Raw genomic sequence first — 21,853 nt, forward strand, 5'->3', positions numbered from 1 at the left:
GTCTCCCTAGCATCCGATGCGCCCGGTCTCCGTACCTGAGTACGCGGAGCCGCGAGCACGAACGCCCCACCCCCCGTACGGGCGACCTCCCACACCCGGACGACCTCCAGGAGCCCTGATGCGCAAAAGACTCGTCCCGTCCGTCCTCACGACCGGCCTCGCCGTGAGCGCCGTCCTCGCCGCGCTGATCACCCCGGCCGGTGCGCAGGATCGGCCCGCACCCGCCTCGGTCACGGCCGCCGGGCACTCCACGCGGGCCGGCACCGCCCTGGTGAGCGGGCACGGCGAACCCGGCACGAGGATGCACGTGGAGTCCGTGCACACCTCGAACGTGCGGACCGTCGAGGTCGACTACCAAGTGCAGGAGACCGGCTACTGGTGCGGGCCCGCCGCGACCCGGATCGCACTCTCGGCCCGCGTCGCCGTCCCGGACCAGGCCACGCTCGCCGCCGAGCTGGGCACCACGGAGTGGGGCACAGGCCACATCAGCCAGGTGACGACTGTCCTCAACTCCCGTGTGGACGCGGGCCAGTACGTGACGAAGGAGATGCCGAACGACCCGCCGACGCAGGCCGACAAGGACCTGCTGTGGAGCGACATCGTCCAGGACGTCGACAACGGCTATCCGATCGTGGCGAACATAGTGGCCCCGCCCGGCAACCAGCCGCCCGGCTATCCGTCGGACCAGACCGTGTACCACTACTTCACCGTCATCGGCTACGACGACGCGCAGGGCACGGTGCTCATCGCCGACCCGGCGTCGTTCGGCGGCAACCAGATCTACTGGCTCTCCTTCGCCCAACTCGCCTCCCTGATCCCGCCGAAGGGCTACACGGCCTGACCACCCGTCCTGCCCGCCTAGGCCGTCTCCTTCGGATCTTGCCGGGGCGCGGGCCCTGATCCGAAGGAAACGGCCTAGGGAGTGTCTTTCCGATCACCGATCGTTGTGCTGGTCGTGAGGGATGGGGAGATTTCTGATGCTGCGTGGGCGGTGATCGCGCCGTTGTTGCCGCCGGTGGGGCGGGCTCGGGGCCGGTGGCGTGATCACCGCCAGGTGCTGGAGGGCAACTTGTTCAAGTTCCGGACCGGGGTGCCCTGGAGAGACCTGCCGGAGCGGTTCGGCCCGTGGCAGACGGTGCACGGACGCTTCGCCCGCTGGTCCGCCGATGGCACGTTCAACCGGCTGCTGGCCTCGGCCCAGGCGAGGGCGGAGGTGGACTGGATGGTCGCGCTCGACTCCACAATCGTGCGGGCCCACCAGCACACGGCCGCCAAAGGGGGCTCGAGGAACGGGGACTTGGACGGTCCCGCGGCGGACTGACCTCGAAGATCCACCTGGCCTGTGACGGCCTCGGCCGCCCGCTCGCGTTCGTGGTCACCGCGGGCAACCGCAACGACTGCACCCAGGCCGAAGCCGTCATCAGCCGCATCCGCGTCGCCGGCAGCGGACCGGAGCGGCCACGGATACGGCCTGAGCGGGTCGTGGCCGACAAGGAATATTCGGCACGCACCTTCCGGGCCTACCTGCGTCGACGGGGTATCAAGGCCACCATTCCCGAGCGCACCGACCAACTCGCAGGCCGGGCCAGGCGCCGTGAACGACCTTGCGGCTTCGACAGAACCGCCTACCGGCGGCGCAACGTCGTCGAACGCTGCTTCCACCGCCTCAAGCAATGGCGCGGCATCGCCACCTGGTACGAGAAGCACCCCGACCGCTACCACGCCGTCATCACCCTCGCCAGCACCCTCATCTGGCTCGCCGAGTGATCGGCAAGACGCTACCTAGGGCCTGTCGTTTGGATCTTGCCGGGGTCGCGGGGGCTGGTGCGCACGCCCCCAAGCTCTCGGCTTCGCTCGAGCAGGGGGGACCCCCACGGCGTTGTCGTCGGTTGCCAATGCTCCGCAGTGGCGCCCTCCTCCGCCTTGCAGCTGCACGCACCAGCCCCCGCTCGACTCGACCACCTCGCACCGCCGACCGGATCCGGCCTGATCCAAACGACAGGCCCTAGCTCCATCCGACACCCAACACGGTGACGCTCTGTCCGGCGTGGGTGCGACGGCTCAGATGTCAGCTGCAGTGCTCGAACGAGGCGCTCAGACCTTCTTCGCGCTACGCGCCAGTTCTTCAACGGCGGCTGGTCGTTGCGTATTTCGGCCTGGAAGCGCAGCTGTGAGGACCCCTGCCAACGGTTTGGCCTGACGTCACCGCGCCGATCTTGCACTCCACGGCAGGCGCCGGCCTGGCCGGACGTCGCGGTTCGGTTCCGATCTGGGCTCCGGTGTGCAACGTGTTCATCGGCAATACCACATGGTGTCAACGGAAGTTAGCCCTCCGTTTCCCTGGTGTGGCTGGTTATGATCTGCACCCCCACACCCTGCCGTAGCCGAAACCTGACTTCCCCCGGTCCGTGCCTTGCGCCTCAGGACTGCGTCTGGTCTCGGCTGTTGAGCCGTACCCAAAACCGTTCAACCGCTCCTGAGGACTGATGTCTCCTATAGACCCCGAAGGCCCACTGGAACCCGAAGGCCCACCAGGGCAGTCGACGACGCGTCGGCGACCTACCGTGCGGCTGCGTACGCTGCTCATTTGGCTGGCAATCGTCCCTATTCTGGCGATGAGTGCCCAAGTGGTCCTGACCGCACAGCCGTTGCTGGACGAGTCGGAGCACCTGCGCACCGACGTGGCCGTCGGTGAGCGGGTCGGCATACCCCTGTCCAGGCTGATGGTCGAAGTGCAGGCCGAGCGGACCGCGACCGCCGCACGGTGGACAGGCGACTCCGTGTCCGCGGAGGAGTTGCGCGACCAGCGCGCGGCCACGGACCGGGCCGTGGACGAACTGATCCGGTCGGCGGAGGGAGCACCGACGGAGCGGCGCGGGGACGATCGTCCCCTCGCGAAGCTGAAGCGCAACCTCGCGAACCTGGGCACGTACCGCGAGCGCGCGGACGCCCGCAGCGGAGGCGCGGAACGGACGATCGACTACTACTCGGGCCTGATCGACCACATCATCCATGTGTACATGGACGACTTCAGCCACGTGCAGGACGCCGAGTTCATCCAGGAGAACGGCGTGGTCGTCACGATGTTCTCGGTGTCCGAGATGGTGTCGCGCGAGACCGCCGTCCTCGTGTTGGCCGGGCCGTCCAAGCGGCTGAGCTCCTCCGCGTTCACCGAATTCGTCAACTCCGTCGGATCCCAGCGATACCAGTACTCCGAGTGGGTCGAGCCGTATCTGGCGGCCGAGGACCGAGCGGCCTACAACCAGATCCTCGGCTCGGACGCCTGGCAGACGAAGGTCCGTATCGAGAACGCGGTCATCTCCGACCACCAGAACGTCGAGTCCGGCATCAAGCTGCCCAAGGAGGTCGACGACTGGCACGCCGCGCACGAGCAGTTCGTTGAGCGCCTTGACGCGCTCAACGTGAAGCAGGCGCGCGGCGTGATCGCACGCGCCGACGCCAAGGCCACGGAGCTGGAGACCGAGGTCACCTGGCTGATCGTCGGAAACGGCGGAGCCGTGCTCGCGGTCGTGGCCGTCATCGTGTTCACCACCCGCTCCGTGCTCCAACGCCTGCGCGGTCTGCACCGGCGTACGGTGACCATCGCTGAGGACACGCTGCCGGACGTTGTGGCCCGACTCCAGCGCGGACAGTCCGTCGACGACGACGCGCTGCCCGCGGTGACCGGAGAGCAGGACGAGGTCGGGCGCATCAGCGACGCGTTCGCCCGGGTCGTCTCCGTATCCGTCGACGGGCACGCGCAGCTCGCGGCCGAGCGTCACGGCTTCGGCATGTTCGCCGCGGGCATCGCCTCGCGCACCGGAAACCTGGTCAGCCGCCAGCTGACCCTCACCGACGAACTGCAGGACAGCTTCGGTCACGACGAGGAACTGCTCGCCCAGTTGATGCGATCCGACCAATTGACGGTGGGTATGCGACGGCAGATCGAGAACCTGCTGATTCTGGCGGGCGGCGAGATCCCCGATCCGCACACCGAACCCATGCGCGTCGCCGACCTGCTGCGCGAAGCCGCCGCGGAAGTCGAGGACTTCCGGCGGATCGAGCGCCAGTCCCTGGACGAGATCAGCGTGACGCCGCGGGTGATCAGCGAGATCAGCCACCTCCTGGCGGAACTCTTGGACAACGCCACCCGGTTCTCGCCGCCGAGGGCCAAGGTGATCGTACGGGCCGAACTCGTGACGGACGGCCTGTCGGTGGAGATCGAGGACCGCGGGCCCCGGGTGACCGGCGCGACGTACGAGGAGATGAACGGGCGCCTGCACTCGGCCCCGCCGTACTCCGTCCTGGCGGAGAACGCGCACCGGCTCGGCCTCTTCGTGGTGGGCCACCTCGCCGAACAGCTCGGCGCCAAGGTGACGTTGCGCCGCTCGGTGTTCGGGGGGACGTCGGCCGTGGTGATCCTGCCCGGGGAACTCCTGGTGCCGACCGAACCGGTCCGGGCAGGAGAGACAGCGCCCCGCGCCGCGGCGCCGTCCTCCCCGGCAGCGACCCTGCCCGAGGAACGCAAGCCCGAGCTGGTCCTGCACACCAAGACCGGCCTGTCCGGCGGTACCACGCCGGAGGGCTCGCCCGAGCGGCCGGTGCAGAGCAAGCTGCCGACCTCTGCCGTGACCCGCGACGGAGGCGCGAAGCCCGCCCTTCCCGAGCGGGTCCCGCAGGCCCATATCACCGAGCAGCTCCGCGCGCCCCGCGCGGCGGAAGCCGGCGCCGGTCAGGACTCGGCGACGCCCGAAGAGGTGGCCGACGCCTGGGCGGACTACGAACACGGCACCCAGACAGTGGAAGACGAGCTCCGACGGGATCAGCCATGACGACGACAGCGAACGACATGATCTACAGCGTCCTGGACAACAACCTGGGCAGGATCGCCGGTGTCAAGGGCGCCGTGCTCCTGTCCAACGACGGGATCAAACTCAGCGCGTACCAGCTGGAACGGGACCAGGCGGAGCGCATCGCCGCCGCGTCCTCCGGCATCGCCGCCACCATGAAGGCGATATCCCGGGAGGTCGACGGCGGCCGGGTGATCCGCCAGCTCGTGGAGATGGACGACTGCTACCTCTGCATCGTCGGGTGCGGTGAGGGCAGCACGCTCATCGTGGTGACCTCCCGCAAGGCGCGGCTCGGGGAGCTGGGCGGCGAGGCCGTGCGGACCGCGCAGGCGCTGGGCGAGTGGCTGAGCACGCCCGAGCGCGGTCAGGCGAAGCCCTCGTAATGGCGGACGAGTCAGGCCCGCAGCAGGGCGGCCGCCGGACACGGCTGTACGCGCTGACCGATGGGCGTACAGCGGCTGCGGCCGCCCGCAACGTCCTCACCATGGACACCACGATCACGGCGGTGTCCGTCGCTGACAGCCACGGCGGCCTGCCCACCGAGTGGCAGGCCATCCTCGCCATGTGCCCGCCGCCGGGCGGCCTGGCGGTCGCCGAGATCGCGGCGCGCATGCACATGCGCCTCACTCCGATGATGCTTCTTCTCGGCGAACTCACGGATCGGGGGCTGATCGAACACCGGCCGCCCCTGGAAGGGGCCGAGACCACCAATGTCCACCTGCTCATGAGAATCAGGGACAACCTTGCCCGGATATGACACCCCTGCCCAGGAAGCGGACCCCGTCAAGATCCTCATCGCTGGGGGATTCGGCGTCGGCAAGACGACCCTGGTCGAGACGATCTCCGAGATCGAGCCGCTGCGCACCGAGGAGCGGCTGACGAGCGCGGGCGTCGGCGTCGACGACCTCGACGGCATCGAGTCCAAGGCGGTCACCACCGTCGCGATGGACTTCGGCCGCCTCACCCTCACCGACGCAGGCGTCGTCCTCTACTTGTTCGGCACACCGGGCCAGGAGCGCTTCTGGTTCATGTGGGACGACCTGCTCAACGGGGCACTCGGGGCGATCGTGTTGGTCGACACGCGACGCCTCGACCGCAGCTTCCCGGCCGTCGACTTCTTCGAGAACCGAGGGCTGCCGTTCGTGGTCGGCGCGAACTGCTTCCACGGCGAACAGCCGTACAACGCCGAGGAGATCCGGGCGGCCCTGCACCTGCGGGACCCGAACACCCCCGTCCTCATGCTCGACGCCCGCTCCCGCGACGACGTGCGCGGTGCGCTGCTGTCGTTGCTGGACATGCTCATTGCCAAGGCGGGGGCCGTGGCTACCGGTTGACCACCGGGCCACGCCCCACGTTCGCGGATCAGTGCTACTGGGCTGCGCCGATGGAACGCCTCACCAACGTGCCCGAGAGCTTCGCCCGGTCTGCGGATCCGGACCGGGCGAAGCACTACGACAGCTTCGCCGAGGCGTACGCGGCGGAGTCCGAGAACAGCCTCGTGACCGCGTACTATGCGCGGCCCGCGATGTTGGCCCTCGCCCGAGATGTGGCCGGTCGCCGGATTCTGGATGCCGGCTGAGGCTCAGGCCCGCTGTCCGCTGCGCTGCGCGACCGGGGTGCTTTCGTTACCGGTATCGACGTCAGCGCCGGGATGTTGGCGTTGGCCAGGCGGTGGCTCGGTGACGATGTGGACCTGCATGTGGTCGATCTGAGAGACCGTCTGCCGTTTGAGGACGGCGCGTTCGACGACGTGGTCGCGTCGCTGGTGCTGCACTACCTGAGGCTTGTCCCGTAAAGATCTTCGAGTCAGTGGGACCGTGATCGGCTGCTGTCCGCTCTGCTCGGCCATCGGCCGAGGGCAAGGTTGTGCAGGCGGGCGATGCCTCTGATCGCGTGATGGACGCCGTCGCCCTTCAAGCGGCAGTCGCGGAGGATCTTCCAGGTCGTCATGCGGGCGAAGGCGTGCTCGACACGGGCGCGGACCTTGCGGTGGGAAGTGTTGTGCTCTTCCTTCGACGACCTGGTGGTTGGTGGAGTAGCGGTAGGTTCTTCGACTGCTCGGCGACCGTGTGGTCGCGGGTGGGGACCAGGGTTCCGGCCGCGATGAGCACGGTGCCCTTGCGGACCGTCTGCGGGGCTTGAGCGCGAGCAGGGGACCGAGATGGCTGATGATGCGGTCGGCCGCGGACTTTGAGACGCCGAACAGCGGGGCGAGCTGGCGCAGCGTCAAGTTGGTTCGCCAGTAGGCCGTGACCAGCAGCACCCGGTCCTCCAGCGGCAGGCTCCACGGCCGGCCTCTGCGGACCGCGTCAGCTCCTTCACGCCGCAGCGGTGTCACTACCGTGCCAAAACAGCGGGGGCTCAGCCCGGTGAACGGGGCTATCCAGGAAGGCTCCGACGCCGTAATCACACCAGACACCGCAAGATCTTTTCACGGGCCGCAGTGCCGGCCTGCGGATACTCAGGAGGGGTATGGCTGCGGTTCCACAGCCCTGAGCAGGCACTCGCGATTATCTGCGCTGATGAGTCCGTCCGGAAGAGTCTCGTCCTCCAGCAACGCCCGCAGGGCGGAAGCGTGTGCGGCGAAGGCGGCCCTACACCACTCGCGTTCCGGGTGATCGCAGTCCTTCCCGAATAGCAGCACCTGGCGTTCATCGTCGGCGTCGACGGGCAGAGACAGCTCCGCGGCGACGACCAGGAGGTCGACCAGGCCGGGCCGCACCGCGATGTCAGGGACGGCTGCCAGGTGGATCAGGAAGGGCAGGGCAGCCGGCATCGCGGCGCTCACGTGGAAGACGCTGTTCATCAGAACGTTCTCCAGCACGGACAGGGCCTTGGGGCCGGCTGTCTCATCCAGGAGACCGCGGAGCAGGACCGGGATCCCGGCAGGGCACCCGGGAATCCGCGACCAGTCGACATCAGCGCAGCCCAGCAGCGCGGGGTGGTCGCATGCAGCTCGCTCCACCTGCGGATATTCGCGGAGGAACCGAGCAACGGCAGCCTCTTTGACCGCCGCATCCATCACACACATCTCTCTGCCCCTGCACCCACGACTTCGCACCGAACTGCGTCCGCGAAACTCTCTCCGGGGCAGGCGTCGAACTCAAGTGCCAGGCCAGTAGCTACCACCTCCGCCCTGGGGTAGTGGCGCCCCGGCGCGGCATCGGATTCCGGGACAGCCAAGTAGCTCTCTGTAGCGGATCAAGGGGTTCCTGTGCGGGTGTGCCCGGTCAGGCGGGGAGGTGCATCGCGAGTTGCTCCCACTGTCGTGCGGGCGGGGAATCGGGTGTGGTGGTCATGAGGTGGAGGCTGACGTGGTCGGCTCCGGCGTCGAAGTGCTCTTGGACGCGGTGGGCGATGTCCTCGGCACTGCCGTGGGCCACCAGCGCGTCGACCAGCCGGTCGTTGAGCGCTTCCGGGTTCTCGTATCCAAGGCCTCGCAGCAGCTCGCGGCGGTTGGGCAGGGCAGCCGCGGCCGTGGTGCGGGCCAGGTCGGCGGTGTCCGCATGGTCGTGGTTGAGCACGCACATCTGGGTGACGGCCAACACGCTGTCGTCTCCGAGGATGGCCCTGGCGGTGCGGGTGTACTCGATGGGCATGCCAAGGACCGTTGCGCCCCGGGCGCGTTCGGCGGCAAGGGCGAGCATGTCGCGATCCAGGGCGGCGAGTACGCGGTGTGGTGAGGCAGCAGCGTCGGGTGGCCCGAACGGGGCGGTGTCCAGCGCGTCGAGGTAGGAGCGCATGGTGGCCAGGGGCGGGCCGAAGTGATGGCCACGGATGCCCTCGGCCAGGCTGGGGTGGCTCTCCCACAGGCTGAGCAGGAACCGTCCGGGGAATGCCTCCTCCAGGGTGCGCTGCGCGGCGGCGGCCGTGACCGGGTCGCGGGCGTAGATGTCGGCCATGCCGGCGGCCACGGTCATGTGCCGGGTGGCCGACAGGAGGATCGCGGCCTGCGCCATGGCCTCCCGTCCCATGATCTCGGGGAACCACAAGGTGCCGTAGCCGAGGTCTTCGATCACGGCGGCGGCCTTGCGGACCTCGGGTGCGGAGAGGTGGTCGAAGTCCCCCGCCCAGATTCCGATGCGTCCGAGGCCGTGGGCGCGGGCGCTCACGCGTCCTGCCCTGCGATGCGCGTGGAGTCCAGGAAAGCGGCGATCTGGGATGCACCGGTTGGCTCCAGCCAGGTGCCGAAGTCCATCGTGGCGGGGCGGATCTTCCGGGTGGCGGGAATGTCGGCGCGGTAGCCGTCTGTGTTGAGCCACTCGTTGGCGTAGGCGAAGTCTTCGCTCAGGGCCCGGATCGCGTCGATCGGCACCTGTACGTAGGGCAGCGGTATACCGAGTGCCTTCCCGATGGCCGCGGCGATCTGAACCGGCGTGAGCTCGTCCCCGGCCAGGGAAATCTCCCGGCCGATCCACTCCTTCGGCCGGGCGAACGCCAGCGCCGCCACGGCGCCGACATCGTCGACGGCCATGATCTGCTGCGGGACCTCCGGCGCGAGCCCGGTGGACAGATTCCCGTTCCGCAGCGCGTATCCGCCGGTGAAGTTCTCCATGAAGGACACCGGCCTCAGGATCGTCGCGGGCAGGTCGAGCGCGGCGATGTGCTGCTCGATCCGCCACTTGCTGACCAGGTTCGCCGGTAGCTTCTCGTCAAGGTGCCGGTCCGCTTCGGCGACCGAGGTGAAGACGAAGTGCCCGATGCCTGCGGCGTGCGCGGCCTCGGCGACGTTCACCCCCCAGCGCACCTCGTCCTCGGTGCTGAAGTCCGGCGCGGTGCCGGGCGAGCCTACGGTGGGTTGGACACTGAACAGGCCCCAGGCACCCTCGGCCGCGGCGACCAGCGAGTCGACGTCCTCCATCTGCGCCCGCACCACCTGTGCCCCGGTCTGCGCCAGTGCGGTGGCCTGCGTCCCGTTCGGGTCGCGCGTCAGTGCGCGCACGTGCCAGCCGTCCCGGAGCAGGTGATGCGTCACGGCCCTGCCCTGTAGACCGGTTGCTCCCGCCACCACGACGGTCTTGTGGCTCAGCTTCATGTTCTTCTTCTCCATCGCGTCCATGCGGAAGAGGAGCCACCCAGTAAGTGGGGTGGCCCTCCGTTTCGCGTTCGATACGATATGGAGGGCCACCCCACTTTTCAAGCCGTCAGGAGTGCCCGTGCCCAAGGACGCCGCCCCGCCGCGCCGGACGATGCGCGCCGACGCCCGCCGCAACGCCGAAAAGATCGTGGCCGCGGCCGGAGCCCTGATCGCCGAGCAAGGCGCCGACGCCTCGCTGGAGGAGGTCGCCCGTCGTGCCGGAGTCGGCTCGGCCACCCTGCATCGCCACTTCCCCTCCCGCCAGGCGCTCCTGGAGGCGGTCTTCAAGGACCGGGTGGAGGCTCTGTGCGCGAAGGCCGGCGATCTGCTCGCCGACCCCGATCCGGGCCAGGCCCTGTCCGCCTGGCTTCGCGCCGTCGGCGCACACGCCGTGGCCAACCGGGGACTGGGGGCGTCCCTGATGCGCGACGCAGACACGACACTGGGCGAGACCTGCCACGACATGATCACCAATGCTGGAGACGCCCTCCTCGCACGTGCCCGAGCGGCAGACGCCGTGCGCCCCGATATGACCGTCACCCAGCTGCTGAAACTCGTCGGCGCCATCGCGCTGGCAACGGAGAAGGACATCGATGGCCCGGCCGAGGCCGACCTCCTGCTTGCGATCGCCATCGACGGCGTACGTGCGCGCTGAGCCGGGTTCTCGCAAACGTTCCTTTGCCCGGGCGAGATCGTTCGGCGCCCCGAGGGGTGCCGGACCCCCGAATCTCTTCGCGCAAGTCGTTCTCGCTCAAGAGCAGGAGAGGTCCCCTTCTGCGATTTGCTATGCGCGAAAATCCGGGCTCATGACGGACCCTCAAACGGCAACGGCAACGGCAACGGCAACGGCAACGGCAACGGCAACGGCAATGGCAACGGCAACGGCAACGGCAACGGCAACCGCACCCGCGTCCGTCGCTGACGATGTCGAGCGCCACCCCTGCCCGCGGTGCGGCGCCGAGCCTGGCTCGCCGTGCCGCTCGCGCGGCGGGGTGGTCGCTGGCGCCTACCACGCCGGCCGCTTCGTGAGGGTGCCGCAGCTTGCGAAGCGGCTGCGGGTGCCGACCCTCGCCGACCGGGACCGGGGTGGCCGTGGCGCCCGGGTCACCGCCCCCGACGCCGATCGACCCGGAGGGGGGTGAACATCCGCATCGGCTACGCCCGCTGCTCGCCGGCTGTGTTGAGGCGCATTCACCGAGCCGCATGTGTGGCCACGTGTTGTCGGGTGTGAGGGCGTGCGCTGACCTCTTGCTGACTTCCTGACGCAACACCGTCAGGCAGGTCCGCCGGACCGTAGGTCCCCTCCGCTGGCCGCGGTCTGCAACCGGTGAGACCGTGACGCCATGTCCGTGAAACCGCTCGGCGACTCACGCCCCAACGAGAGTAACGACCCATGACACAGAATCTGATCAGGCAGATCGAGACCATGGAAGCGTTGGACGGTGTCTGCCGGAAGGTCTCGGGCTGGGTAGGGCGGGCCACGCATTCCGCAAAGGTGAAGAACGCACTGTCCGGAACGTGGTTGGGGCACCAGCTGCACCCTGTGCTGACTGATGTGCCCATCGGTGCGTGGGCCATGGCGTCCGTACTGGACGTGACTGCGGGCCGCGCCGGCGCCAGGGCCGCGCGTCGCCTGGTGGGCGTGGGTCTGCTCGCCTCGGCCCCGACCGCTGCCTCGGGCGCATCGGACTGGTCTGACACCTACGGCCCCGAACAGCGGGTCGGGATCGTGCACGCGGTGTGCAATGCAACCGCGAGCGCGCTGCAGGCGGCGAGTTGGCTGGCACGCCGACAAGGCCGGCGCGGCACCGGCATGGTGTTGAGCGGCATCGGGCTCGGGTTCACCCTGAGCTCCTCCTATCTGGGTGGTCACCTCTCGCTCGTGCGGGGGGTCGGCATCAACCACACCGCGTTTCAGTCGACGGTCGGCGAATGGACGGATGTCGCGGCGCTGTCCGAGCTGGGCGAGGGCAAGCCTCTACGAGGCACGGCGGGCGACGTTCCAGTCGTACTCGTACGGCAGGGCGAGACCGTGTACGCGCTGTCGGCCGTCTGCACCCATGCCGGCGGCCCGCTCGACGAGGGCAAGGTCCTGGACGGCTGCATCCGGTGTCCTTGGCACGGCAGCTGCTTCCGGCTGGAGGACGGCGCCGCGGTTCGCGGCCCTGCTGCGGTCGACTCACCTCGCTGGGAGGTGAAGGTCACCGACGGCCGCGTTCACGTCCGCTCGGCCTCGGCCTGACCGTTCAGCCAGGTTCTTCGTCTGCTGGTGGTACACGGCCGCGCTCGCTTCTGACCTGCGGCAACGGGTGGAACTGGTTGATGCGCAGCCGAGTTGGTCCGTGAATGGTCCGGATCTTGGTGGCCGAGTGTGCTTCGGCGTGCGATGGGTGAGGTGTCATCCGAACGCTGTGCCGTGAGGGGGCGGGGCGTCCGCGCGCCCCGTCTACCTGTTCCCGATGACTCATCACCTTGAGTGCGTCGCGATCCTTGAGCCTGCGGGAAAGGGCCGCTGACCTGCGGTTTTGTCGATGTGCGTTATGGGCGGCATAGACGTTACGGGCGTATCTTGACGCCGCCTGTGCGTAGGGAGGTTCGGCCTTGCGCCATCCCGATACGTGTAAATACACTCAATGCATGGAACCCGCGACAACAGAGTGCGTGTGCACCACACTTCGCATGACGACGCGCTGGATCGACCGCCTCTACAGCCAGGCGTTGGGCGAGGTGGGCCTGCGGCCCATGAACTACGCGTTCCTTTCCCGGCTGGCCGCCGATGGGCCCTTGATGGTGAGCCAGCTCGCCGATCGCCTGGCGATCGAACGGACCACCTGTACGCGGGAGTTGCAGCCCTTGACCCGTTCCGGACTCGTCACCGTCGAGGAGGGCGCCGACCGTCGGCAGCGCGTCGTACATCTCACGCCTGCGGGCGAGGCGAAACTGGCCGAGGGGCGACCGCATTGGGAGGCGGTCCAGCGACGGGTCGCGGACGCCTTCGGCAGCGAACCCACCGGCGACCTGCTCGTCAGTCTCCGCGAACTGCTCGCGGAGACCCAGCAATTGATGGCCCGCTGACCACGTCTCGGGACGGCCGCACCAGTACCGGCACCAGCACTCGCACCAGGAGCAGGAGCGCAGATGACCCGTGAAGAGATCAGCACCGATGAGATCGCGAAGCCGGTGGGGCCGTTCTCGGCCGCCGTGCGCGCGGACGGTTTCACCTTCGTCAGCGGGCAGGTGGCCCAGGACCCGGCGACGGGCGCGCTGATCGACGGTGATGTGTCGGCACAGACCGAGCAGGTCTTCCTCAACGTGTCCGCGGTCCTCGCGGCCGCCGGGAAAACGCTCGACGACGTGGTGCGCGTGGGCGTCTATCTGACCGACATGGCGGACTTCGCCGCGGTGAACGCCGTGTACGGGGAGGTGTTCAGCGCGCCGTACCCCGCCCGTACGGCGATCGGCGTCGCGGCGCTTCCGCTCGGCGCCGCTGTCGAGGTCGATGTGATCGTCGGCTGACCGTGGAGTACGAGTTCGTCCTCGCCGACGTCTTCACCGAACAGCCCTTCGGTGGGAACCAGTTGGCGGTCTTCCCGGACGCACGGGGGTTGTCCGGGACGACGATGCAGGCTCTGGCCAAGGAGTTCAACTTCTCGGAGACGGCTTTCGCCTGCCCGCTCGCGGACCCGGACAGCTACCGGTTGCGGATCTTCACCCCGCACCTGGAGCTGCCGTTCGCGGGCCACCCGACCATTGGTTCCGCGTCCGTGCTCGCCGCCGGCGGGCACGGACGCCTTCGGGCGGAGGAACGGAGGATGACGTTCGAGGAGGGCATCGGCCCGGTCACCGTGGACGTCCGCGGCACCTTCAGCCGACTGGCCGTGCCCGCTCCCTACGAGGCCCCCTCGCACCGCCCACCGGTGGAGACGGTCGCCCAGGCGCTCTCCCTGACCGGGGAGGATGTGCTGGAGTGCTGGTACGGAGGGGCCGGACTGCCGTTCTGCTACGTGCAGTTGGCGTCCGCCGACGCGGTCGACCGGGCCGTCCTGGACAAGGCCGTATGGGCGGCCGGTCTCGCCGACGGCTATTCGCCGCACCTCTACGTCTTCGCCGGAGAGTTCCGCAGCAGCAGCAGCACGCTGTACGCGAGGGCGTTCGTTCCCGCCGTCGGTGTCGACGAGGACTCCGCGACGGGCTCCGCCGGTGCCGGGCTGATCGGGAGCCTCACCCGGCGGTCGGCCCTCTCCGACGGCGACCACATGCTCCGCATCCGGCAGGGCTCCCGCATGGGGCGCCCCAGTCTGATCGAGGCGGGCGCCCGCACGGAGGGAGGCCAGCTCGTCGCCCTCACCGTGGGCGGCTTCACCACAGTCGTCGGCAGGGGCACGATCACCGTGCCGCACTCCGACGATCACGCCGGGCCGTTCCCGGCGAGCGCTGCTGCGTGAGTGCGCTCGCCGGGCACGCCCATTTCCGCCCCAGCTGTACGTGGCTGGTGGCTCCGAAGATCACAGGAGGTCGATACCCATGGCGCTTACGCACTGGGGGTTCATCTACACGGCGGCGGGCAGCGTGGCAGGCGGCGATGTCAACGTCGTCGAAACGAGCGCGTGCCGCACCGTGTTCGTCGGGGTGGAGAAGCCCGAGGAGGGCATCGAGGCCGCGCGCCGCCTGGTGGACCAAGGCGTACAACTCATCGAGCTGTGCGGAGGGTTCGGCCCCGTATGGGCGGGGCGCGTGATCGAGGCGATCGACGGCGGGGTCCCCGTGGGCGTGGTCGGCTACGGTCCCGAGGCCGTGGACCAGGTGCACGCGATCTTCTCCTGACGCGTACGGCGCCTCTCTCACGCCAAGGGGGGCGCCGGGCCGCCCGGGGCAGGAATGTCGGGGCGGTGGGTTACAAACGGGCCTCCAGGCGGGCGGACAGTTGTGTGTAGTCGTGCTCAGGGAAGATTTCTGGAAAGACGCGAAGCATGTTCGTGAGGTTGTTCACGTCATCCGAAAAGTCCGGCCTGTTCAGCGATATATCTGCGAAGAGATATTGCCAGGAGTACGCCCCCTTGGTGAGGAGCAATGCCTCCAGGTATTCGTGGTAGGTGAGGTCGAGTTTGATGTACCCGGGTGGGTGGGGTGGTTGCCCGATGTCAGATTTGCTGGTGTACCAGAGCTCCAGCTCCTCGACGTCCGGCTGCATGCGAATATAAGTTTGCATTCCGGCGCCGTAGCGAGGAGTTCGGTCGACCGGGCGGAGTTGGGTCAGGAATCGGTGATGAAACTCTGTGGTGGCGTCCTCCGGTATGCCCTCGTTGCACTGGAGGGCGTCGTGGAAATTGCCGAGGCTGAACTCCCCGACCACCTCCGGTAGTGAGGGGAGCGTCTGCCATGCGGCTCCGAGCTCGTAGAAGCGCAGGGAGCAGCGCACCATGGCGGAACTGAACTGCACACCTTCCCATGCGTCGTCGTATTCTTCGGGAAGGATATGAGCCAGTGAGCGGCTCAGCCCTGTTCCGCTGCACTGTGCTTCGACAAGAGGGCATCCTTCTATTTCCCGGAGGGAAGCCAGGTGTAACTGTTCATTGTGTGTGAGCGTTGGCATCGCTTTCCTTGGTGTAGCTGATCGGGCCCTGTGGTGGGCTTTATTCGATTTACCTGCCCTGTCTATCATTTTCGACGCCGGCGCGAGGTCGTATCGCTCGATCACGCAGGCAGATGTGGTGACAGCAACGCATGCGCGATATGTCGTGGTTCTGTACGCGTGCTCGATGTGCTGCGGATGTGACGTCACCAAATTGGCGCTTGGCCGCGACCGGCCGGGCCCGAGGGCCTGCTGGATCAACAGCGCATCGCCGCGGGCCCTCAGCGTTGCGGAGGTCCGCGGGGCTTGGCGAGACGGAGCCGGCGGGGGTGCTGGCGCGGAAGCAGATGGAGCGGTTTCCGCACGGGGTGCCGGCCGTCGATCTGGACGACTTCCGGCTGGACGGCACCTGCGACCCCGGCGAGGTGCTCGAACAGTTGCTGCGGTCCCTGGACGTCGAGTCGGGGATGGTGGCGGCGCAGTACAAGGCGCGGTGCGGCCACCAGGGTGTCCCCGCGTGCGGGGTCAGCCCATTCCGCCGATCCATCCCGCCGCATCGAGTCGGAACGCCCCGGGTGCCGCGACGGTTCGCAGGCCGTCCTCGATCGTGCGCAGCCGGTCCTCTCCCAGGGCGGCGGCCCAATCCGTACGCAACTGGTTGAAGATCATTGCCGATCGGGCCAGTACGTCATGTCCTCGCGCGGTGAGCCGCACCAGCTTGCGCCGCGCGTCTGTGGGGTCCTTGGTGCGTTCGACGTAGCCGAGGGAGGCCAGTCTGTCGACGGTCTTGCCTGCTGCTTGTTTTGAGATTCCCAGGCTGCGGGCGATATCGCTGGCTGCGGCTCCGGCAGGGCCGATCGCCTGCAGGGCGAATCCGTGCGCCGGACGTACATCGGGGTGCCCCTGACGTGCGAGTTCGGCGTGCAGGGCATCGCCGAGTGTGCGAAAGCCCGCGAAGAGCAGCAGGGGCAACTCGTAGCCGGGCCGCGCCGGGCCGGGGCTGCCGTCCGTCGCTTCAACTTGCTTCCCCGGATGGGCAACCTGGTTTACCATCTGATCGTCAACCATGTTGACCATTCTAGGAGGGTTTCATGTTCGCTGCACACAGCGTGGAGAGTGCCCCGCAGGCATCGCGGCCGACGATGCAGGCCATCGCCGAGGCGTCGGGCGGCGTAGTGCCGGACGCCGTCGCACGGCTGGCCGGATCGCCCGAACTACTCAACGGATTCCTGTCCCTGAGCGCCAGTTTCGAACAGTGCACGCTGGATCCGCTGTCCAGAGAGGTCGTCATCATGACGGTCGCTGTTCGCAACCAGTGCCATGTCTGTATAGCCATGCACACCGGCAAGCTCCGCAAGCTGGACGCGGAATCGGAACTCATCAGCGCCCTGCGGGAAGGGCGTTCAGTTGCCGACGAACGACTCGAAGCCATTCGTACGTTCACCCTCGATGTCCTGTCCACCGCCGGTGCCGTGGACGAGGGCACCGTCAAGGGATTGCTGGCCCACGGATACACCGAACGCAACGCGCTGGAAGTCGTCATGGGCATAGGCACGTACACGATGTCGACACTCGCCAATCGCCTCGTCGGGTCGGCCTGACGGAGAGGCTCGTCCCGCGGCCACTCGCCCTCCGGCAGCAGAACCCACCGACGAACTCCGATGACGGTTGCCGCCCACAATGATCAGCTGATCCCCTAGCGTCCCTGCCGTGGTCCAGCTGACCGTCGAAGACCCCGCGCACATAGGGCCGTTCCGTCTGATCGCCCGCCTCGGCGCGGGCGGCATGGGGCGTGTCTACCTCGGCCGTTCCGACGTCGGGCGGACCGTCGCGGTCAAGGTCGTCCAACGTGAGTTCGCCGCGGAGCCCGAGTTCCGCAGGCGGTTCGCGCGCGAGGTCGATGCGGCACGACGGGTCGGCGGGCAGTGGACCGCGGCCGTGATCGACGCCGACACGCAGGCGCCGGTGCCATGGGTGGCGACGCAGTACGTTCCCGGCCCCTCCCTGCACGAGGTGGTGGCCACGGACTTCGGTCCACTGCCCGAGGTTTTCGTACGAGTACTCGCGGGCGGACTCGCGCACGCGCTCACCGACATCCACGCCGCCGGGCTCGTCCATCGCGACCTCAAGCCGGGCAACATCCTGATCACCGTGGACGGCCCGCGCGTCATCGATTTCGGCATCACGCGGGCCCTGGAGACGCTTGGGGAGCGGCCGGTGCTGCGGGACACCGTCGAGGTCCGGCTGCTCCTCCGCAGAGGTCGCCGCGCGGGTGGGCGACGGCCGGGAGGATGTGTGGCTGCCGGGGAAACTCCTGGCTCAACTGGGCAGCCACGCCGCGCAGTTGCTCGACCTCGCGCCTCCGCCTTCGCCTTCGCCTCCGCAGGTCCACGCCGCCGCGCCGCCGACCCCGACGGCACCGTCGTATGCCGTCCCGGATCATGCCGCCCCGGATCAGGCCGGCGTGGCTCATGCAGTCCCGGTTCATCCAGTCCAGGCTCACGCCGTCCCGGTTCATCAGGCTCCGACCGCTCCGGCGTACAACCCTGCGGCGGCGCCGCCGCTGCCCGGCTACATGCCGGTTCCGTACCCCGTCGAGGCCGACGGTTCGGCCGTGCTCGCCCTGCGCATTCTGCGACTCGTAGCGTCCCTCCTCCTGGCGATCGGAGCACTACTGCTCACCGATCCGGCCGTGGAAGAGGCACTGGGTATCGCCTGGACCGACAACATCCGGCCCCACGCGGTCATCATTGCCGCGCTCGGCGCCCCTTCTCGCCGCACCGCTGGCCCGCCCCGGCCGCCCACGTCTGGGTCCGCTCATGGGTGGCCTGCTGACGGCTGCCCTCGTGTTCAACGCCGTCATGCTGGTCTGGCATCTGCGGATCGTGCCGTGAGGTGTCGCCCGCGTTCGAACCGGTAAAAGCCCCGCTCTCGGCGTGCGGCTTCCCTTGGGAAGCCGGACCATGAAATCAATGAGCGGAGTAGCCGTGAGCAAGGAAAATCCGGCCCCTGACACGGGCGATCTGGTCGTGCTGAGCAACGTCAACAAGCACTTCGGGGATCTACATGTCCTCCAGAACATCGACCTGACCATCGCCCGGGGCGAGGTCGTCGTCGTCATCGGGCCGTCCGGGGGCGGGAAGTCCACGCTGTGCCGTGCCATCAACCGCCTGGAGACCATCGACTCCGGTGAGATCGTCATCGACGGAAAGCCCCTGCCCGCCGAAGGACGCGAGCTGGCCGCGCTGCGGGCCGATGTGGGCATGGTCTTCCAGTCCTTCAACCTCTTCGCGCACAAGACCGTTCTGAACAACGTGACGCTCGGCCAGGTCAAGGTCCGTAAGAAGGACAAGAAGGCCGCCGATGAACGGGCCCGTCGACTGCTCGAACGGGTGGGTGTCGCGTCCCAGGCGGACAAGTTCCCCGCGCAGCTCTCCGGCGGCCAGCAGCAGCGCGTCGCCATCGCCCGAGCCCTTGCCATGGACCCGAAGATGATGCTGTTCGACGAGCCGACCTCCGCACTCGACCCCGAGATGATCAACGAGGTGCTCGAGGTGATGCAGCAGCTCGCCCGGGACGGGATGACCATGGTCGTCGTCACGCATGAGATGGGGTTCGCCCGTTCGGCCGCCAACCGCGTGGTGTTCATGGCGGATGGCCGCATCGTGGAGGAGACGACACCCGCCCAGTTCTTCAGCAATCCGAGCAGCGAGCGGGCCAAGGACTTCCTCTCGAAGATCCTGCACCACTGATCCCACGCATGACCTGCATGACTGATCCCGCACTACTGACTGCACCACTGACCTGCACCACTGTTCCGGGGGCCTTGAGTACTAGGAACGATCACCATGAAGCTTCATACGGTCACCACCGCGGCCGCCGCCGCACTCGTGCTGTCCCTGACCGCCGTCGGCTGCGGTTCGGACGACGGCGACGACACCAGCTCGGCCTCCGTCGTGGGCACGGGCTCGGGCGACGAGAAGATCACCATCGGCATCAAATTCGACCAGCCGGGCATCGGCCTGAAGACCCCGGACGGCAAGTACACGGGCTTCGACGTCGACGTGGCCACGTACGTGGCCAAGCAGCTCGGGCACGAGCCCGGCGACATCGTGTGGAAGGAAGCCAAGAGCGCCGACCGCGAGACGCTGCTCCAGCGCGGCGATGTCGACTTCATCGCCGCCTCGTACTCGATCACCCCCGAGCGCGAGAAGAAGGTCGACTTCGCCGGCCCCTACCTCCTCGCCCACCAGGACGTCCTGATCCGGGCCGACGACGACACCATCAAGAAGCCCGAGGACCTCAACAACAAGAAGCTCTGCTCGGTCACCGGGTCCACCTCGGCGCAGAACGTCAAGGACAAGATCGCGCCCAAGGCCCAGCTGCAGGAGTACGGCGGCTACTCGGAGTGCCTGACCGGGCTCGAGAACAAGGTCATCGACGCCCTGACCACCGATGACTCGATCCTCGCCGGTTATGCCGCGCAGCCCGAGTTCGAGGGCAAGTTCAAGCTCGGCGGCTTCAAGCTGAGCAACGAGAACTACGGCATCGGCGTCGAGAAGGGCAGCGAACTCAAGGCGCAGATCAACACCGCCCTGCAGAAGATGGTCAAGGACGGTTCCTGGGACGCGGCCGTGGAGAAGAACTTCGGCCCGGCCGACTACAAGAACGAACCCGCACCGAAGATCGGCGTCGTCGTCAACTGACGCGTCGTCGTCGACCGACGCCGGTGCCGCACGGGCGCGCCGCCCTCTTGAGCGGCGCGCCTCGCCCTTCACCTCGCCCTTCACGCACGCGGAAGGCCGACCGTGTTCGACTTTCTCGAGGGTTACGACCTGCTGGCCGCCTTCTGGGTGACCGTGCAGCTCACCCTCTACTCCGCCGTCGGTTCCCTGATCTGGGGAACGCTGCTGGCCGCCATGCGCGTCAGCCCGGTGCCCCTGATGCGGGGCTTCGGTACCGGCTACGTCAACATCGTCCGGAACATCCCGCTCACCGTGGTCATCGTCTTCACCTCGCTCGGCCTGTTCCAGACGCTCGGCGTCACGCTCGGTGCCGACGACTTCACGACGATCAACTTCCGGCTCGCCGTGCTCGGTCTGACCGTGTACACCTCGTCGTTCGTCTGCGAGGCGCTGCGGGCCGGCATCAACACGGTGCCCGTCGGGCAGACCGAGGCGGCGCGGGCCATCGGCCTGAACTTCCCCCAGGTGCTGATGCTCATCGTGCTTCCGCAGGCCTTCCGTTCCGTGGTGGGCCCGCTGGCGAGTGTGCTGATCGCCCTGACCAAGAACACCACGGTGGCCGCCGCGATCGGTGTCGCCGAGGCCGCGGCGCTGATGCGGGTGATGATCGAGAACGAGGCTCAACTCATCCTGATCTCCGCCATTTTCGCGTTCGGATTCATCTGCCTCACCCTGCCGACCGGGCTGTTCCTCGGCTGGGTGAGCAAGAAGGTGTCGGTGCGGCGATGAGCTCGCGGTCTGTTCTGTTCGACGTCCCGGGGCCGCGTGCCAAGCGGCGCAACGTGCTGCTCACGGTGGTGTTCCTGGTCGCGGTCGCCGTGGTGATGTGGTGGGTGGCCCAGAGCCTCGCAGAGAAGAACCAACTTGAATGGGTCAAGTGGCGGCCCTTCTACACGGATTCCCGCGCCTGGTCCACGTACCTCCTGCCGGGGCTGCAGAACACGCTCATCGCCGCTTCCCTGTCCATGGTCATCGCGCTGCCGCTCGGAGCGCTGTGCGGCATCGCCCGGCTCTCCGAGCACTGGTGGGTGCGGGGGCCGGCCGGCACCGTCGTGGAGTTCTTCCGGGCCATCCCGGTGCTGATCCTGATGCTGTTCGCGAACGCGGCGTACTCCGAGTTCACTGACGTCAGCCCCGACAGCCGGCCGCTGTACGCGGTGGTCACCGGTCTCGTCCTCTACAACGCGTCCGTACTCGCGGAGATCGTACGAGCCGGGATCCTGTCCCTTCCCCGGGGCCAGAGCGACGCGGCCAAGGCGATCGGCATGCGCAAGAACCAGGTCATGCGGCATGTGCTGCTGCCGCAGTCGGTCACCGCGATGCTCCCGGCGATCGTCAGCCAGCTGGTGGTCATCGTGAAGGACACGGCCCTGGGCGGCGCGCTGCTCGGCTTCTCCGAACTCCTCGCGTCGGTCCGCCCGATGAGCGCGAACTACGGCGCGAACACCATCGCCAGCTTCACCGTGGTCGCGGTGGTCTTCGTCGTACTGAACTTCGCGCTCACATCGTTCGCGAGCTGGCTGGAGGGCAGGCTGCGGCGCGGGAAGAGGTCCACCGGCGCGGTGGTCGGCGCGGAGGCGGTCGACCAGCTGGCCACGCCGGGGGAGCA

The 21,853-nt window shown here is 68.1% G+C and carries 23 protein-coding genes and 4 pseudogenes; 21 read left to right on the forward strand and 6 right to left on the reverse strand.

The features are described from left to right. Nucleotides 1-118: 118 nt before the first annotated feature. The 7 genes and pseudogenes from GUY60_RS15145 to GUY60_RS15175 all read left to right on the forward strand — a co-directional run. On the forward strand, nucleotides 119-841 hold the full coding sequence (locus GUY60_RS15145) for a C39 family peptidase (RefSeq protein WP_161697964.1): 723 nt from the start codon (nucleotides 119-121) through the stop codon (nucleotides 839-841). Between the two features lie 114 nt (nucleotides 842-955). Beyond that, nucleotides 956-1,767 (forward strand): annotated as a pseudogene (locus GUY60_RS15150) (IS5 family transposase). Nucleotides 1,768-2,615: 848 nt separating this feature from the next. Then, complete coding sequence (locus tag GUY60_RS15155) at nucleotides 2,616-4,832, forward strand: sensor histidine kinase (protein ID WP_246235038.1); 2,217 nt, start codon at nucleotides 2,616-2,618, stop codon at nucleotides 4,830-4,832. Further along, nucleotides 4,829-5,233 carry a roadblock/LC7 domain-containing protein gene (locus tag GUY60_RS15160; RefSeq protein ID WP_161697968.1) on the forward strand — a complete coding sequence of 135 codons (405 nt, stop codon included), beginning with the start codon at nucleotides 4,829-4,831 and terminating at the stop codon, nucleotides 5,231-5,233. The genes GUY60_RS15155 and GUY60_RS15160 overlap by 4 nt, the downstream gene beginning before the upstream one ends. Then, entirely contained in the window at nucleotides 5,233-5,607 is a 375-nt protein-coding gene (locus GUY60_RS15165) for a DUF742 domain-containing protein (RefSeq protein WP_161697970.1), read from the forward strand. The genes GUY60_RS15160 and GUY60_RS15165 overlap by 1 nt, the downstream gene beginning before the upstream one ends. Further along, nucleotides 5,594-6,184 (forward strand): GTP-binding protein, encoded by a 591-nt coding sequence (locus tag GUY60_RS15170; protein WP_135331084.1) that lies wholly within the window; start codon nucleotides 5,594-5,596, stop codon nucleotides 6,182-6,184. Before GUY60_RS15165 ends, GUY60_RS15170 begins: the two co-directional genes overlap by 14 nt. 50 nt (nucleotides 6,185-6,234) lie before the next feature. Then, nucleotides 6,235-6,630 (forward strand): annotated as a pseudogene (locus GUY60_RS15175) (class I SAM-dependent DNA methyltransferase); the annotation flags it as partial. Nucleotides 6,631-6,656: 26 nt separating this feature from the next. Here the strand turns inward: GUY60_RS15175 and GUY60_RS15180 are convergent. The 4 genes and pseudogenes from GUY60_RS15180 to GUY60_RS15195 all read right to left on the reverse strand — a co-directional run bounded on the left by GUY60_RS15180 (nucleotide 6,657) and on the right by GUY60_RS15195 (nucleotide 9,909). Beyond that, nucleotides 6,657-7,269, reverse strand: a pseudogene (locus GUY60_RS15180) (transposase family protein). Between the two features lie 42 nt (nucleotides 7,270-7,311). Beyond that, nucleotides 7,312-7,872 carry a hypothetical protein gene (locus GUY60_RS15185; RefSeq protein WP_161697972.1) on the reverse strand — a complete coding sequence of 187 codons (561 nt, stop codon included), beginning with the start codon at nucleotides 7,870-7,872 and terminating at the stop codon, nucleotides 7,312-7,314. Nucleotides 7,873-8,080: 208 nt separating this feature from the next. Further along, nucleotides 8,081-8,962, reverse strand: coding sequence for a TIGR03620 family F420-dependent LLM class oxidoreductase (locus GUY60_RS15190; RefSeq protein WP_161697974.1), 882 nt, complete (start codon nucleotides 8,960-8,962; stop codon nucleotides 8,081-8,083). Then, on the reverse strand, nucleotides 8,959-9,909 hold the full coding sequence (locus GUY60_RS15195) for an NmrA/HSCARG family protein (RefSeq protein ID WP_223178691.1): 951 nt from the start codon (nucleotides 9,907-9,909) through the stop codon (nucleotides 8,959-8,961). The genes GUY60_RS15190 and GUY60_RS15195 overlap by 4 nt, the downstream gene beginning before the upstream one ends. Before the next feature lie 97 nt (nucleotides 9,910-10,006). On the opposite strand from GUY60_RS15195, the gene GUY60_RS15200 reads away from it, so the two are divergent. The 8 genes from GUY60_RS15200 (at nucleotide 10,007) to GUY60_RS15230 (ending at nucleotide 14,751) form a co-directional block, all read left to right on the forward strand. Continuing rightward, a complete protein-coding gene (locus GUY60_RS15200) occupies nucleotides 10,007-10,582 on the forward strand; it encodes a TetR/AcrR family transcriptional regulator (RefSeq protein ID WP_312866315.1) in 576 nt (191 codons plus the stop codon). A gap of 126 nt (nucleotides 10,583-10,708) precedes the next feature. Continuing rightward, nucleotides 10,709-10,849, forward strand: a complete 141-nt coding sequence (locus GUY60_RS15205) for a hypothetical protein (RefSeq protein ID WP_161697976.1) — start codon at nucleotides 10,709-10,711, stop codon at nucleotides 10,847-10,849. Continuing rightward, complete coding sequence (locus tag GUY60_RS40065) at nucleotides 10,797-11,069, forward strand: zinc finger domain-containing protein (RefSeq protein ID WP_446697000.1); 273 nt, start codon at nucleotides 10,797-10,799, stop codon at nucleotides 11,067-11,069. The genes GUY60_RS15205 and GUY60_RS40065 overlap by 53 nt, the downstream gene beginning before the upstream one ends. 251 nt (nucleotides 11,070-11,320) lie before the next feature. Then, a complete protein-coding gene (locus GUY60_RS15210) occupies nucleotides 11,321-12,169 on the forward strand; it encodes a Rieske (2Fe-2S) protein (RefSeq protein WP_161697978.1) in 849 nt (282 codons plus the stop codon). A 437-nt stretch (nucleotides 12,170-12,606) separates the two neighbouring features. Beyond that, on the forward strand, nucleotides 12,607-13,002 hold the full coding sequence (locus GUY60_RS15215) for a MarR family winged helix-turn-helix transcriptional regulator (protein WP_161697980.1): 396 nt from the start codon (nucleotides 12,607-12,609) through the stop codon (nucleotides 13,000-13,002). 63 nt (nucleotides 13,003-13,065) lie between these two features. Next, nucleotides 13,066-13,443 (forward strand): RidA family protein, encoded by a 378-nt coding sequence (locus GUY60_RS15220; RefSeq protein ID WP_161697982.1) that lies wholly within the window; start codon nucleotides 13,066-13,068, stop codon nucleotides 13,441-13,443. 2 nt (nucleotides 13,444-13,445) lie between these two features. Further along, entirely contained in the window at nucleotides 13,446-14,372 is a 927-nt protein-coding gene (locus GUY60_RS15225) for a PhzF family protein (protein WP_161697984.1), read from the forward strand. 79 nt (nucleotides 14,373-14,451) lie between these two features. Continuing rightward, nucleotides 14,452-14,751, forward strand: coding sequence for a DUF6506 family protein (locus GUY60_RS15230; RefSeq protein ID WP_161697986.1), 300 nt, complete (start codon nucleotides 14,452-14,454; stop codon nucleotides 14,749-14,751). Nucleotides 14,752-14,821: 70 nt separating this feature from the next. Here GUY60_RS15230 and GUY60_RS15235 read toward each other — a convergent pair whose 3' ends face one another. Then, nucleotides 14,822-15,520, reverse strand: a complete 699-nt coding sequence (locus GUY60_RS15235; RefSeq protein WP_161697988.1) for a hypothetical protein — start codon at nucleotides 15,518-15,520, stop codon at nucleotides 14,822-14,824. A 504-nt stretch (nucleotides 15,521-16,024) separates the two neighbouring features. Next, nucleotides 16,025-16,576, reverse strand: coding sequence for a MarR family winged helix-turn-helix transcriptional regulator (locus tag GUY60_RS15240; protein WP_161697990.1), 552 nt, complete (start codon nucleotides 16,574-16,576; stop codon nucleotides 16,025-16,027). A 14-nt stretch (nucleotides 16,577-16,590) separates the two neighbouring features. Between GUY60_RS15240 and GUY60_RS15245 the strand changes: the two genes are divergently transcribed. The 6 genes and pseudogenes from GUY60_RS15245 to GUY60_RS15270 all read left to right on the forward strand — a co-directional run. Further along, nucleotides 16,591-17,100, forward strand: a complete 510-nt coding sequence (locus tag GUY60_RS15245; RefSeq protein WP_161697992.1) for a carboxymuconolactone decarboxylase family protein — start codon at nucleotides 16,591-16,593, stop codon at nucleotides 17,098-17,100. A 109-nt stretch (nucleotides 17,101-17,209) separates the two neighbouring features. Beyond that, nucleotides 17,210-17,725 (forward strand): annotated as a pseudogene (locus GUY60_RS40070) (serine/threonine-protein kinase); the annotation flags it as partial. A gap of 746 nt (nucleotides 17,726-18,471) precedes the next feature. Beyond that, on the forward strand, nucleotides 18,472-19,251 hold the full coding sequence (locus tag GUY60_RS15255) for an amino acid ABC transporter ATP-binding protein (RefSeq protein WP_161697994.1): 780 nt from the start codon (nucleotides 18,472-18,474) through the stop codon (nucleotides 19,249-19,251). Nucleotides 19,252-19,347: 96 nt separating this feature from the next. Next, nucleotides 19,348-20,205: a glutamate ABC transporter substrate-binding protein gene (locus GUY60_RS15260; RefSeq protein WP_161697996.1), complete on the forward strand. Its 858-nt coding sequence runs from the start codon at nucleotides 19,348-19,350 to the stop codon at nucleotides 20,203-20,205. A gap of 102 nt (nucleotides 20,206-20,307) precedes the next feature. Then, nucleotides 20,308-20,973, forward strand: a complete 666-nt coding sequence (locus GUY60_RS15265; protein WP_161697998.1) for an amino acid ABC transporter permease — start codon at nucleotides 20,308-20,310, stop codon at nucleotides 20,971-20,973. Further along, nucleotides 20,970-21,853: amino acid ABC transporter permease (locus GUY60_RS15270; RefSeq protein WP_161698000.1), on the forward strand; the 884-nt coding region annotated here is incomplete at its 3' end. The genes GUY60_RS15265 and GUY60_RS15270, both read left to right, overlap by 4 nt.

The organism is Streptomyces boluensis, assembly GCF_009908195.1.
In the GTDB taxonomy this organism is placed as follows: Bacteria; Actinomycetota; Actinomycetes; order Streptomycetales; family Streptomycetaceae; genus Streptomyces; species Streptomyces boluensis.